The 14037-nt window shown below is 40.9% G+C and carries 11 protein-coding genes; 7 read left to right on the forward strand and 4 right to left on the reverse strand.

Features of this window, described 5'->3' with window-relative positions; translation table 11 throughout:
- Positions 1–63: 63 nt before the first annotated feature.
- Genes PSF11_RS17855 through PSF11_RS17885 form a run of 7 tightly spaced genes read left to right on the forward strand, consistent with a single transcriptional unit; the run spans position 64 to position 8619 of the window.
- A complete protein-coding gene (locus tag PSF11_RS17855) occupies positions 64–2235 on the forward strand; it encodes a TonB-dependent receptor (protein WP_072502651.1) in 2172 nt (723 codons plus the stop codon).
- A gap of 11 nt (positions 2236–2246) precedes the next feature.
- Positions 2247–3650 carry a Y4yA family PLP-dependent enzyme gene (locus PSF11_RS17860; RefSeq protein ID WP_272682853.1) on the forward strand — a complete coding sequence of 468 codons (1404 nt, stop codon included), beginning with the start codon at positions 2247–2249 and terminating at the stop codon, positions 3648–3650.
- A gap of 8 nt (positions 3651–3658) precedes the next feature.
- Entirely contained in the window at positions 3659–4675 is a 1017-nt protein-coding gene (locus PSF11_RS17865; RefSeq protein WP_004924012.1) for a PLP-dependent cysteine synthase family protein, read from the forward strand.
- Between the two features lie 8 nt (positions 4676–4683).
- On the forward strand, positions 4684–5856 hold the full coding sequence (locus tag PSF11_RS17870) for an NAD/NADP octopine/nopaline dehydrogenase family protein (protein WP_072197197.1): 1173 nt from the start codon (positions 4684–4686) through the stop codon (positions 5854–5856).
- Positions 5853–7061 (forward strand): MFS transporter, encoded by a 1209-nt coding sequence (locus PSF11_RS17875; protein WP_072502649.1) that lies wholly within the window; start codon positions 5853–5855, stop codon positions 7059–7061. The genes PSF11_RS17870 and PSF11_RS17875 overlap by 4 nt, the downstream gene beginning before the upstream one ends.
- Complete coding sequence (locus PSF11_RS17880) at positions 7045–8190, forward strand: ABC transporter substrate-binding protein (RefSeq protein ID WP_072502648.1); 1146 nt, start codon at positions 7045–7047, stop codon at positions 8188–8190. Before PSF11_RS17875 ends, PSF11_RS17880 begins: the two co-directional genes overlap by 17 nt.
- Before the next feature lie 24 nt (positions 8191–8214).
- Positions 8215–8619, forward strand: a complete 405-nt coding sequence (locus PSF11_RS17885) for a ParB N-terminal domain-containing protein (protein ID WP_061064555.1) — start codon at positions 8215–8217, stop codon at positions 8617–8619.
- A gap of 72 nt (positions 8620–8691) precedes the next feature.
- Here PSF11_RS17885 and glmS read toward each other — a convergent pair whose 3' ends face one another.
- From glmS to atpD, 4 genes are all read right to left on the reverse strand, one after another.
- A complete protein-coding gene (gene glmS, locus PSF11_RS17890) occupies positions 8692–10524 on the reverse strand; it encodes a glutamine--fructose-6-phosphate transaminase (isomerizing) (RefSeq protein ID WP_004923999.1) in 1833 nt (610 codons plus the stop codon).
- 168 nt (positions 10525–10692) lie between these two features.
- Positions 10693–12063 carry a bifunctional UDP-N-acetylglucosamine diphosphorylase/glucosamine-1-phosphate N-acetyltransferase GlmU gene (glmU, locus tag PSF11_RS17895; RefSeq protein ID WP_004923994.1) on the reverse strand — a complete coding sequence of 457 codons (1371 nt, stop codon included), beginning with the start codon at positions 12061–12063 and terminating at the stop codon, positions 10693–10695.
- A gap of 126 nt (positions 12064–12189) precedes the next feature.
- Positions 12190–12615 carry a F0F1 ATP synthase subunit epsilon gene (locus PSF11_RS17900; RefSeq protein ID WP_004923991.1) on the reverse strand — a complete coding sequence of 142 codons (426 nt, stop codon included), beginning with the start codon at positions 12613–12615 and terminating at the stop codon, positions 12190–12192.
- Between the two features lie 21 nt (positions 12616–12636).
- Entirely contained in the window at positions 12637–14019 is a 1383-nt protein-coding gene (atpD, locus tag PSF11_RS17905) for a F0F1 ATP synthase subunit beta (protein WP_004923990.1), read from the reverse strand.
- Between the last annotated feature and the right edge of the window lie 18 nt (positions 14020–14037).

Below are 14037 nucleotides of genomic sequence, written 5' to 3' on the forward strand. Positions count from 1 at the left end.
AGAAGGTAATACTAGGTTTGTTCCCTTCCTTGTAAATAAAGCGAATAAAACGACTAATTCAATATGAAAAATAACTTATTAACTATACCATTTAAAGACATAGCAAAACATAAAATTACCTATCACTCTTTATTTTGTGTGGTAATTTCATTCTTTTATCCTAATACCCTTTTTGCTAAATCAGATAATAAGCTCAGCAAAGATAGTATCATCGTATCAGCTAAGGGTAATAATAACCTACAACCTAACCTTTTTTCTTCAAGAACAATGCAAGCGGGGCTATTAGGGGATAACGATATTATGGATATTCCCTTTAATATCACTAATTACAATTCAGCTTATTTAGAATCACAACAAGCACAACAAATTTCAGACATTCTTTCTCACGATACTTCGATACAAATTAGTAGCTCTAAAGGTGGACTACTTGACTCATTATATATTCGAGGCTTCCCTATAACGGAAGGTAATATCGGTGAGTTTGCGCTTAATGGTATCTATGGTGTATCCCCTAACTTTCAATTATTAGCAGACTACGCTGAACGTGTTGATATTCTAAAAGGACCAGCATCTCTGTTATATGGTATGTCACCAGAAGGGGGGGTTGGTGGTGTTATCAATGTCGTAACCAAACGTGCCAGTGCGCAGCCTATCACTCGCTTAACCGCCCAATATCTAAGTGACTCTCAGTTAGGTGGTAAATTAGATGTTGGCCGTTTATATGACCTAGGGAATAACCAATATTTTGGTATTCGCGTGAATGGAAGTTACACCAATGGTAATACTGCCGTTGACCATCAAGACCGTCGGCTCGGCGTCGGTGCTATCGCGCTAGATTATTCTAGTGAACGCTTTCGCGCTTCATTGGATCTCATTACTCAAAACCAAAATATGAATGCGACTAATCGTCCATTTTTTTTAGGGGAAAATGGGGTTGTTCCACCTGCGCCTAGTGGGAAAACCAATTTAGCTAGCCCATGGACATGGTGGAAATCCAATGATGATTCCGCCTTATTACATATGGAATATGATGTGCTAAGCAATACCTCATTATTTATGGATATTGGTGGTGCTCGAACCCGTATCGATCGGGTTAATGAACAAACCTACACCGTCCTTAATGATCAAGGGGATATCTCCACATATATCATGAATTTTCAAAGCAAAACCCAGCGTTACTCTGTTGGCACTGGTATCAAAAGTGAATTCATGACAGGAAATACCTCTCATCAACTCGCATTACAGTGGAACCGCTATTTTGATCGTTATAATGTCGGTACAAATGCAGGCACACCATACAATACCAACTTATATCACCCTACTTATATCGATAAACAAATCCCTGATTACCCAGAAATAACAAAACGCTCCGAAAATACACTTTCAGGGGTTTCATTGGTCGATACAATTGGCTTTTTTAACGATAGCTTTATGGTCACCCCCGGTATTCGCTATCAAAATATAAAATCTGATAGCTTTACTTTAGGGGCTCTTTCAACAACTTATGATGAATCCGCTATTACCCCATTAGTCGGTTTATTGTTTAAACCTACTGATAATATCTCGCTATATGCGAATTATGTTGAAGGTCTCAGCAAAGGAAGTACTGCTCCGGTTAATGCTAAAAATAGCGGCGAAATGATGAAGCCATTTCGTTCTAAGCAATATGAGTTAGGCGTTAAATATGAACAACCCGTCGCAATAACAACACTGAGCCTTTTCCAAATCAGTAAACCAAGCGGGTCATTAGACCCTAACAACCTGATTTATTCTGCCAACGATGAACAACGTAATCGTGGTATTGAGCTAAGTGTCTCTGGTAAGCCATTTGATTCTCTCCGTTTAACCGGCGGCGTCACTTATATTCAAGCAGAGCTCACCAAAACTGCATCTGGGCAAAATAAAGGAAATGAACCGATTGGCGTTTCCCCTTGGGTCGCAAATTTTGGTGCGGAATATGATATCCCTTCTGTTTCAGGTTTAAGTATCAATGGCAATATCAATTACCATACTCGTCAATACGTTAATAAAGAAAATACTCATTCAATACCTTCATGGACAACCGTCGATATTGGCTCTGCCTATAAGACTAAGATATCGAATACGCCTGTTACGTTGAGACTAAATATCACCAATATTTTAAATGAGCGTTATTGGTCTGGTGTAGCCTCCTACAGCACATTCGCTCAAGGCTCTCCGCGAACCGTACTCGGTTCTATTTCAGTTGATTTCTAAGAGGTGAAATCATGGTGAACCAAACTAACTTAACCCATTTTTTATCGGTACCTTATCAATCTATCAAAACCGTAGCGCCAACAGAATTACCGCCGCTCATGGATGAGCAGGTCAAACGGCTATGTTTTGAAAATAATGAAAGGCTGGTAGAACTGGTTAAGCAGTATGGTTCCCCATTAAATGTGATTTTCCCTCATACCATGCAACAAAATATTCTAAAACTGAATGCTGTTTTTCAAGAACATGGTATAACAGGGCGCATTATGTATGGCGTGAAAGTTAACCAATCCAATATCCTAGTCAAAATAGCCGTTGAAGAAGGTATTGGCGTTGATGTATCAAGCCTTCATGAATGGCAAGATGCCTATGACTATGGGATTTCACCAGAAAAAATTTGTGCTACTGGTCCTGCGAAGACCAATGAATTTCTTTGGAAACTGATATTACATAACTCACTGATTGTCGTTGATTCTCTTGAAGAATTACAAGATATCCTCAACCTATTATCAGGAACATCATTCATCGCGAGGGTTCTATTTCGCTATCAACCACAAATGAGCCGCTCTAGGTTTGGCATGAAATCTGCTGCATTTATAACGGCACTTCAATTAGCCAAACAGCATGCAGGTTTACTTTGGCAAGGTATCCATTTTCATTTAGGTGGCTATAAAAGCGCTTCACGCGTACAAGCTTTCCGTGAATTACAGCCACTTATAAAATCAGCACTGTCATTGGGGTTTGAAATTAAAACCATTGATATTGGCGGCGGGATACCGGTTCAATATGTTTCAACAGGACAATACCAATCATGGATAGATAATCAAACGAGCCAATATTACCAAAATAACCGTATACCAACCGATTTTTACCCTTATGGAGGGGAACAATCAGCCACCCAATGGTTAACTACATTCCTATCATCCCAATACACAGAAAACGAAACCATCTCTCAATACCTTAAGAAAAACCATATCACACTAACGATAGAGCCCGGCAGATGTTTAGTCGATCAAAGTGCAATATCGCTATTTCGAGTTGTGCGTGTTAATCAGCAATTCCAACATCCTATTATTTTTGTTGAAGGCAGTAGCTTTAGTGCCTGTGAAACTTGGTTTAACTCAGAGTTTTTACTCGATCCACTACATGTTTTAGTACCACACTCAAAACAACATAAACAGCGCCCCACCCGAGTATGGATAGCAGGACATAGCTGTTTAGAAAATGATGTGATCACCCATCGCTTAATTTTATTTACTCACCTTCCTCAAGCCGGTGATTTGCTCATTTTCATAAATACAGCCGGATATCAAATGGACTTACTTGAAAATCAATTTCATCGGCACCCTATTCCTTGTCGATTGTATGCACTGGAAAATCATGATGGGCAGTTTATTTTTTTCAAAGATAACAAATAGGAATATTTATGATCAGCAGCAAAGTCACTGATTTGATCGGCAATACACCTGTTTTACGTATCGCTGTTCCCCACAAAAAAAGTGCTCTATTTCTAAAAATGGAAAAGAACAATCCAGGGGGAAGTATGAAAGACAGAATGGCTCGAAACATGGTTATTGCTGGCCTTAAATCAGGAAAAATAAAACCTAAAAGCACTATTATCGAATCCTCATCAGGTAATACCGGAATAGGACTCGCGCTGGCAGCAATCGAGTTTGATTTGCATTTTATCGCGGTTGTTGACCACCATGCCGCCCCCGACAAAATTTCTATTATGAAGGCGCTAGGCGCAGATATTCGCTATGTTACAGGTGATTATCAAGAGGATGAAGTGGCTGTTGTTGAACGGCAACGCCTTGCCAGCGAGTTAGCATCTCAACTGCCTAATGCAACCTTTTTGAATCAATCAGATAATGCCGCTAATTCAGGAGGTTATGCAGCTTTAGTCTGTGAGCTTATTGAGCAAATAGGTAAAATTGATGCTTATGTCGGTTGTGTCGGTACAGGTGGCTCTATTACTGGCATCTCTCAAGGGTTAAAGGCTCATAACCCACAAACGATTACCGTCGCTGTAGAGCCTGAAGGCTCAATTATTTTTGGTAACCCAGGCAAACCCTATTATCAATCAGGAACAGGGACGCCAAAAGGGGACACCGTAGGCTTAGTGCTCGATTACAGTTGTATTGACCATAATGCTCAAGTTTCTGACTGCCAAGCTTTTGAAACAACCCGTTTTCTCGCCAACAAATACGGTTTATTAGTAGGAGGGTCAACCGGAGGCATTGTCTATAAAGCCTTAGAATATATAAATACAGATATTCTTAGCGGCAATGTCGTGGTCATTGTTGTTGATGGCGGTGAAAAATACCTGAATACAATATTCAACGAACAATGGTTAAGCGCTCGCAACCTGATTTCAGAGGAGATTTCGCATCAACTCAATCGTTGGCTAACGAATACCATTCCACTAGAGCAAGCTAACTAGAGGAAACCATGATGATAGATAACAAACAGCTCAAGGTTGTTGTCTGTGGGGGAGGCCAAACCGGTCATTTAGCGGTTGCTCTGTTTAGCCATTTCGCTCATGTTAAGGCATCATTACTTACCCAAAATCCTATAACCGTCGAACGCCACCAGCAGCAGAACCAAAAATTATCAGTTCACTATCATGATGGAAAAGTTATTGATTATTCGATTGAATTAATAACTAATTTACCGCAAATCGTCATACCTCATGCCGATATAATTATTCTTACTGTTCCTTCCCATCAACAAGCAAATTGGCTAAATTTTATCTCACCCTACTTATCGACATCCCACACGGTGTTTATTGGCGCCATTCCCGGTATAAATGGCTTTGATTGGCTTGCTGAACAATTTTTTAAAGATAAACCTAATGTCGTAATATGGGGCATGAAAGATGTGCCTCATATTGCATGGGGTTTAGAACTTGGCACAAAAGTTTGTTTCGGTGGTGAGAAATCTGAACTCTTTATTGCGTTTCATCATCGAGAAAATGAAACAAATAAAAACCAACTCCATTGTTGGTTATCGGAAATATACTCGGCTCCTATTACTATTCTTGATAATTACTTAGAAATAACCCTCACTCCCGCAAATCCTATTATGCACAGCTCAGTCATTTATGGGCTGATAGGCCCCTACGCTCAATGGCATCAACGCAATTTTGAATCTCCACTGTGCTGGTGGAATGATTGCCCTGAACTTGGTGCTTATTATTTACAGCGCTGTGATGAGGAGCGACTGGCGATTTGCCAATATTTAACCAAAGAATTGGCAATCTCACTTAATACCGTAAAACCTTTAATTGAAGAATTACGAGAAGCTTATACCGAACAAATCGAGGATGCCAAAACACTATGGTCAATTCTTCGTTCAAACAAGGCCTACCATGGTATTCAATTACCTCTTATAAAGGCTGAAGGCGGTGGCTGGGTCTTCAATAAAAACCATCGCGTTTTTCAGGAAGATATTATTTATGGTTTGTGCTTACTCGTTAATTTAGGGAAGCATCTCAATATCCCTATTCCCTATATGCAAGAGATCTACACTTGGTGTATGGATTATTTAGGGCTAAAACCTGAAATTCATCACCCTATATTTACCAAGATAGACCTCACTCAATATAGGGTGGCTAAACGGTGAAATTGCTTAAAAACCATCTGATTATTGGGTTCTTATTCGGTATTCAAATAATATCAATGGGTGCAATGGAAATGAGTGGGCCATTTTGGCCTATTCATTTGCAAAATAACAGCTCAGATTCACTACTCCCTTTCGCCCTAACAATGGTCTATGTAGCCCCCATGATTGGCATCATGCTAACCAGTACTTTTTGGGGGAAAGTTGGTGACCGGATGGGGAATAAAGCAATGATAATCCGAGCCTTGCTTGGGTTATCAATTACCCAAATTTTACTGTCATTCTGTAATGACCCTTGGTTAATTTTACTATTAAGGTTTATTCAAGGAGCATGTGCGGGGTATATAGCGCCAGCGCAAGCTTACGGAGTGGCGGTAACAGCCCCTAGAAAACGGACTCATCTCTTTGCCCTACTACAAATATCAACCAATATAGGCTCTCTATTAGGGGCGCTGGCTGGCGGGTTAATTTTAGATTATCTCAATTTCTTTTGGATCAATATGATGGCTGGGTGGCTTTGTATGTTAAGTGCCGTGGCTGTTTTTCTATTTTTACCATCAGATAAGCATTCCCCCCTTTTATCCCCCGCCAAAACAGCCCATACAACGAAAAAAAACGGTTCCCCTCAAACTATCGTTAAACAATTGATGTTGCTTACAGGGTTATTATTAATGATCCGGCTTATCACCCTGCCCAGTTTCTCCTTATATATCGAAAAAACCTACTCAACAGACTATTGGGTAATAGGGCTTATTTATGGATTACAAGCGATGGGGGTGATCCTATCGGCTCAATTATGGGCTAAATGGTTTGAACACCAATCCATTGTTGCCTCTTTGACACGCTTAAGATGGATTATCTTTGGCTGCGCGGCTATTGCCATCAGTCTCGCAAACGCTTCAATTATTTGGTTTGCCTTACTCTATTTTATTTGGGGAATTTTACTGGGCGCGACCACTCCCATCTTAACAGCACTGATCTCCTCAGCATCGCCAGCAGAACATCAAGGTTATGTACTTGGTTTATCGCAAAGTATTAATCAATTTGCATCAATCGGGGGGATCTCTCTCGGCAGTATTCTTATTATTTACCCTGGAATCAATATGCTTTTTTATTATATTTCAGTCGGTTATCTAATATGCCTTAGCACGATTATTTTACTAACAAAACATATCATCAATAAGGAACAATATGAAAAAAAAGTATAGGCTACACCAGCAAATGGCTAAATTTTTACTTATTCTTTTTGGGTTATTATTTTCCACAATAATCTCAGCAAAACCGACCGTTGTTACAGATATACTTGGTAGAAAGGTCACCGTAAATACCCCCATAAAAAAAGTCATTTTAGGTGAAGGGCGTATGCTCTACCTTGTCGCCATGCTAGATAAAGATAATCCAGCAAAACGTATTGTTGCGATGGGGAATGATATGCAAACGTCAGATCCTGCAACATGGCGACAATACAGTACTTATTTTCCTCAACTGAACCGTATTCCCACATTTGGCGGCACTGAAAAACGTTCACTCAATATTGAAAAAGCATTAGCGCTACAACCCGATGCTATCATCATGAATATTGAGGCAAAAACAGCAATAGAAGAACAAGGGTATGATAAAGCATTAGAGAAAGCAGGGATCCCTATTGTCTATATTGATTTTCGCTATAACCCATTAAAAAATACGACGCCAACGATGCGCCTATTCGGCACTTTATGGGGTAAAGAAGAAATAGCAGAAAAGTTTATTGAATTTAGAGATAAGCAATTAAAACGAGTGAGTGATGTATTAAGTAACCAAAATCCTAAAAAGCCACGTATTTTTATTGAGCGCATTGGTGGATATACCGATGAATGCTGTCTGACATTTGGCAATGGTAACTTTGGGCGTTTTGTTTCACTCGCCGGAGGTGAAAATATCGGTGAAAAAAATGCGCCTAACACATTTTATATGATGGATCCGGAGCAAGTTATTGCCGCAAATCCTGATAAAGTCGTTGTTACCAGTGCAAACTTTTCATCATTTATGCCTAATGGTGATTGGATTGGTTTAGGGCCAAATGAAAATATGGAAGCGGCAAAAGCGAAGCTAAAAAAATACCTAAAAAAGCCTGCTTATACCGGAAGTAATGCCGTCAAAAACCAACAATTTTATGCAATTTGGCATCAATTTTATAATAGTCCATACGATTTTATTGCAATCCAACAATTAGCACGTTGGTTCCATCCCGAATTATTTCCAGATTTAAATGCAGATGAAACATTTAAGGCGCTTTACGATAAATTTTTACCGATCAGCTATGAACCTGGTTACTTTGTAAGTTTAGGTGATAAATAACCATCTTGATAAGAAGGAGGGGGTATGACTATCAATACCTATCATATTGAACTGAAGCCAATACAATTTCTTTGCTCATCAGAAGAAACGGATCAACGCCACGTCGACTATTTAAGTAAAAAAATAATTGGTGAGGGTATTTGGACAACCCCTATTCCTTGCGAAATAAACTCCGGCATTATTATGGATGGCAACCACCGCTATCAAGTGGCTAAGCGGTTAAATCTGACTTTTCTCCCCTGTATTTTACTAAATTACCAAGATGAACGAGTCAAAGTAAACCATCAAAACTCAGATCAACCTTATAATATACAAACAATTTTTGATGTTATTTTACACCAAAACAAACTCCTTCCTTATAAAGCAACGTGTCATTACTTTTCACCATCATTGCCAATAATTGGTATTGATCTCAGCATGTTAAGATAAAAATAAAAAATCCGATTATGCAGTTAAAAGCATAATCGGATTTAATGTATTTAAATTTTAAATAATTCTAATTTATTCAACCGTCACTGATTTAGCCAAGTTACGTGGTTGGTCAACGTCAGTACCTTTGATCAACGCAACATGGTAAGAGAGCAGTTGTAGAGGAACCGTATAGAAAATCGGCGCAATCAACTCTTCAACATGTGGCAACGGAATAATTTTCATATTCTCACTCGCTTCAAAGCCTGCATCTTGATCTGCAAACACATAAAGCAAGCCACCACGAGCGCGTACTTCTTCGATATTAGATTTCAATTTTTCTAACAGTTCGTTGTTAGGTGCAATGATAATGACAGGCATATCGGCATCAATCAAAGCCAATGGACCATGTTTCAATTCACCCGCCGCATACGCTTCTGCGTGAATATAAGAGATCTCTTTGAGCTTTAATGCACCTTCAACCGCAATAGGGTACTGCTCGCCACGACCCAGGAATAGAGCATGATTTTTATCAGAGAAATCTTCCGCCAGCGCCTCAATCACTTTATCTTGAGATAACATGCTTTCAATGCGCGCAGGCAGTGCATGCAGAGCATTAGCAATACTCTCTTCTAATTCAGGACTTGCGCCTTTTATACGTCCCATATAGGCGACCAGCATCAACAGTACGGTTAATTGCGTGGTGAACGCTTTGGTTGAAGCAACGCCAATCTCTGCACCTGCTTTAGTCATTAGTGCAAAGTCTGATTCACGTACCAATGAAGAGCCAGCCACGTTACATACCGCAAGAGACGTCAAATAGCCTAGCTCTTTCGATAAACGTAATGCTGCTAGCGTATCAGCCGTTTCACCTGACTGTGATAGCGTGATCATCAGGCTGCCTTTACGATGAGCGGGCTTGCGATAGCGGTATTCAGAGGCAATCTCAACATCACAAGGAATGCCAGCCAAAGATTCAAACCAGTAACGTGCAACCATCCCCGCATTGTAAGATGTACCACAAGCTACAATCTGAATATGCTCAACTTGAGATAATATTTCACTTGCTTTAGGGCCTAACTCACTCAGATCGATGCCATTGTCTTTGCTAAAACGCCCTTCAAGGGTGTTTTTAATCGCCATTGGCTGCTCATAGATCTCTTTTTGCATATAGTGGCGATAAACACCTTTATCACCTGCATCATATTGAACATTAGATTCAATTTGCTCTCGTTCAACAGCCTGACCTTGCTTATCAAAGATACGCACAGTGCGACGAGTAACTTCCGCAATATCGCCTTCTTCAAGATAAATAAAACGACGTGTAACAGGCAATAATGCAAGTTGATCCGATGCGAGGAAGTTTTCACCCACACCTAAACCAATCACTAATGGGCTTCCCGAACGGGCTGCCACCAATAATTCAGGAGTACGACTATCCATGATCACCGTGCCATAAGCACCGCGTAATTGTGGGATAACGCGCTGAACCACTTCAACTAAAGCACCACCTTTTTGTTGTTCATGATGAACAAGGTGTGCGATCACTTCGGTATCAGTATCAGAACTAAAGATATAGCCAAGTTGCTTTAACTCTTCTTTAAGTTCTAAATAGTTTTCAATGATCCCATTATGAACAACGGCAATAAAACCAGAAGTATGTGGGTGAGCATTACGTTCACTCGGAACACCATGGGTTGCCCAACGGGTATGTGCGATCCCCGTTCCACCTGATACAGGGTTTTTCTCCGCTTCTTCCGCCAGCATTTGTACTTTACCAACTTCTCGTAAACGCTGAAGATGGCCTTCATGATCAACGACAGCCATACCAGCAGAGTCGTAACCACGATACTCAAGGCGGCGAAGCCCCTCTATCAAAATTTCTGCGATATCACGTTGTGCGACAGCACCTACAATTCCACACATATTAAATTTATTCCTAAACAAAGGGCTCCAGCCCTTATGATGTCGCTACCTGATTGTTGTTACAGCTTTTGCTGCTCCCCAAGCCTTGTAGAAAATGGGGTTTATTATATTTTTATCTTATTAACGCTACTATTGGAGAGGCACATTCACCTCTCCTAAAAATGTATTTTATTTTTTCTTCACTGGACGCTGCCAGTTTTTAATATGGACTTGTTTCACACGACTCACGACTAACTCACCTTCATTAACATCACGAGTTACCGTTGTACCAGCACCAATGGTTGCACCATTTGCAACAGAAACAGGAGCAATTAGCTGGGTGTCGGAGCCAACAAACACATCATCACCAATGATGGTTTTATACTTATTCGCACCGTCATAATTACAGGTGATCGTTCCTGCACCAATATTGACGTTTTCACCAATCTGAGCATCGCCCAAATAGGTTAGATGGCCAGCCTTAGAACCAACACCTAATGAGGCATTCTTCATTTCAACAAAGTTACCTACATGGGCTTTGGCTGCCAATTTAGCACCAGGACGTAAACGAGCAAAAGGACCGACTGTACATTCCGCAGATAATTCAGAGTTTTCTATCACAGAATAGGGGCTGATAACCGAGTTATCACCAATAACACAATTTTTAAGAATACAGCCTGATTGAATATGTACGTTATTACCTAACGTCACATTACCTTCAATAATCACATTCGTATCAATGATAATATCGCGCCCATGTGTCAATGTACCGCGAATATCAAAACGTTCAGGGTCAATTAGCATTACCCCTGCAAGCAGGAGCTTTTCTGCTTGTTCTCTTTGATAAATACGTTCAAGAGCGGCAAGTTGTAAGCGGTTATTCACCCCTTCCATTTCACTCAAACGACTAGGGTGAACAGTTTCAATCTTGTTCCCCTCTTTATGAGCTAATGCAATAACGTCAGTGATATAGTATTCACCCTGAGCATTATTATTATCCAGTTGGGATAACCAACGTTTAAAGTCTTTACCACTTGCAACCATGATCCCAGTATTGATTTCTTGGATCTTACGTTGCTCTTCAGTTGCGTCTTTTTGTTCAATGATACCGACAACTTCACCGTTTTCACGGATGATACGGCCATAACCAGTTGGGTTATCTAAAATTACCGTTAATAAACCGATACCACCTTCAGGCTTAGCTTCAATTAAGCGTTGCAGCGTATCTTTCGCAATTAATGGCACATCACCATAAAGCATGATGATATCTTCATCATCTTGAAAGTGTGGGGCAGCTTGTTGCATTGCGTGCCCTGTACCGAGTTGCTCTGCTTGTAATACCCAATTGAGGTTTTGTTCACCCAATTTTTCTTTCAGTAAATCGCCACCATGTCCATAAACAAGGTGAATGTCTGATGCCCCAACAGATTTAGCTGTATCAATAACATGCTGAACCATTGGTTTACCTGCTAATAAATGCAGGACTTTAGGCAGTTCTGAATACATTCGAGTGCCCTTTCCAGCAGCAAGAATGACGACACTTTTTCTTTGCACAGTCATAATTTCCTGAAACTCCAACTTTGGGATAAAAGTAAACCTATTTCCTACATAAATTACTACATATTTCGCACAAATAAAAAAGCCAGTCAGGTATTAACCGACTGGCTTTTCTTTATACTGCCTTCATTACATCAGCTTTTTAGTTAACTCGATAACTCGAAGTTTCGCTATTGCTTTCGCAAGTTCTGCCGATGCCTGAGCATAATCAACATCACCGTGAGCTTTACGGACATGTTCTTCCGCTCTGCGTTTAGATTCCAGCGCACGCGCTTCATCTAAATCTTTACCACGGATAGCTGTATCAGCCAGTACGATAACGCCATTTGGTTGCACTTCTAAAATACCGCCAGAGAGGTAAATTAGCTCTTCTTCACCAAATTGCTTAGTAATACGTACCATGCCCGGTTTTATGGCAGTCAGCAGTGGGGTGTGCTGTGGATAAATTCCCAGTTCACCTTCACTACCTGTCACCTGAATTTTTTGTACCAGCCCTTCAAACATCTGTTTTTCAGCGCTGACAACTGTCAGGTGGTATGTCATTGCAGCTACCATATCAACCTCCCGTCAGCCAGATTAAAGCTTCTTAGCTTTTTCCACAGCTTCTTCAATGGTACCAACCATGTAGAACGCTTGTTCTGGCAGGTGGTCGTAATCGCCGTTCAGAATGCCTTTGAAGCCACGGATAGTGTCTTTCAGGGAAACGAACTTACCTGGTGAACCAGTAAAGACTTCTGCAACGAAGAATGGTTGAGACAGGAAGCGCTGGATCTTACGAGCACGAGCAACAACCAGTTTGTCTTCTTCAGACAATTCATCCATACCCAGAATTGCAATGATATCTTTCAGTTCTTGGTAACGCTGAAGGATAGACTGAACGCCACGTGCAACATCATAGTGCTCTTGACCAACGATGAGTGGGTCAAGCTGACGGCTAGTTGAATCCAGAGGGTCAACCGCAGGGTAAATACCCAGAGAAGCGATTTGACGGCTCAGAACCACTGTTGCGTCCAAGTGAGCAAAGGTTGTTGCTGGTGATGGGTCAGTCAAGTCATCCGCAGGTACGTAAACAGCCTGTACAGAGGTGATAGAACCTGTCTTAGTAGAAGTGATACGTTCTTGAAGAACACCCATCTCTTCTGCCAATGTTGGCTGATAACCTACTGCTGATGGCATACGACCTAACAGAGCCGATACTTCTGTACCTGCCAGTGTATAACGATAGATGTTATCCACGAACAACAGAACATCACGGCCTTCGTCACGGAATTTCTCAGCCATAGTCAAACCAGTCAATGCTACGCGTAGACGGTTTCCTGGTGGCTCATTCATCTGACCATAAACCAGTGATACTTTGTCAAGAACGTTTGAATCTGTCATTTCATGATAGAAGTCGTTACCTTCACGGGTACGCTCACCAACACCTGCGAATACTGAGTAACCTGAGTGCTCAATCGCGATGTTACGGATAAGTTCCATCATGTTTACCGTTTTACCAACACCCGCACCACCGAACAGACCAACTTTACCACCTTTCGCGAATGGACAGATCAAGTCCATGACTTTGATACCTGTCTCTAGCAGTTCAGTTGAGCTCGATAGCTCTTCGTAGCTTGGTGCAGCGCGGTGAATAGACCAACGCTCTTCTTCGCCGATATCACCTTTCATATCAATAGGGTCACCCAGAACGTTCATGATACGTCCGAGTGTTGCTTTACCTACTGGTACTTCAATTGGGTGTTCTAAATTTTTAACTTCTAAACCACGGCTTAGGCCATCTGATGTACCCATTGCGATACAACGAACAACACCACCGCCTAACTGTTGCTGAACTTCCAGCACCAGTTTTTCTTTACCGTTAACAACCTCAAGCGCATCGTACACTTTTGGTACTGCATCTTGAGGGAACTCGACGTCCACAACGGCGCCGATTACCTGGATAATCTTTCCAGTAGCCATCTTGAATCCTCTACGTAA

This window comes from Providencia sp. PROV119, from assembly GCF_028482435.1.
Lineage (GTDB): Bacteria > Pseudomonadota > Gammaproteobacteria > Enterobacterales > Enterobacteriaceae > Providencia > Providencia stuartii.

Bases quoted from the DNA above. Each gene is read 5' to 3' on its own strand.
- PSF11_RS17855 (WP_072502651.1), top strand. From the start codon at position 64: ATGAAAAATAACTTATTAACTATACCATTTAAAGACATAGCAAAACAT.
- PSF11_RS17860 (WP_272682853.1), top strand. From the start codon at position 2,247: ATGGTGAACCAAACTAACTTAACCCATTTTTTATCGGTACCTTATCAA.
- atpD (WP_004923990.1), bottom strand. From the start codon at position 14,019: ATGGCTACTGGAAAGATTATCCAGGTAATCGGCGCCGTTGTGGACGTC.
- PSF11_RS17865 (WP_004924012.1), top strand. From the start codon at position 3,659: ATGATCAGCAGCAAAGTCACTGATTTGATCGGCAATACACCTGTTTTA.
- glmU (WP_004923994.1), bottom strand. From the start codon at position 12,063: ATGACTGTGCAAAGAAAAAGTGTCGTCATTCTTGCTGCTGGAAAGGGC.
- PSF11_RS17900 (WP_004923991.1), bottom strand. From the start codon at position 12,615: ATGGTAGCTGCAATGACATACCACCTGACAGTTGTCAGCGCTGAAAAA.
- PSF11_RS17885 (WP_061064555.1), top strand. From the start codon at position 8,215: ATGACTATCAATACCTATCATATTGAACTGAAGCCAATACAATTTCTT.
- PSF11_RS17880 (WP_072502648.1), top strand. From the start codon at position 7,045: ATGAAAAAAAAGTATAGGCTACACCAGCAAATGGCTAAATTTTTACTT.
- glmS (WP_004923999.1), bottom strand. From the start codon at position 10,524: ATGTGTGGAATTGTAGGTGCTGTCGCACAACGTGATATCGCAGAAATT.
- PSF11_RS17870 (WP_072197197.1), top strand. From the start codon at position 4,684: ATGATGATAGATAACAAACAGCTCAAGGTTGTTGTCTGTGGGGGAGGC.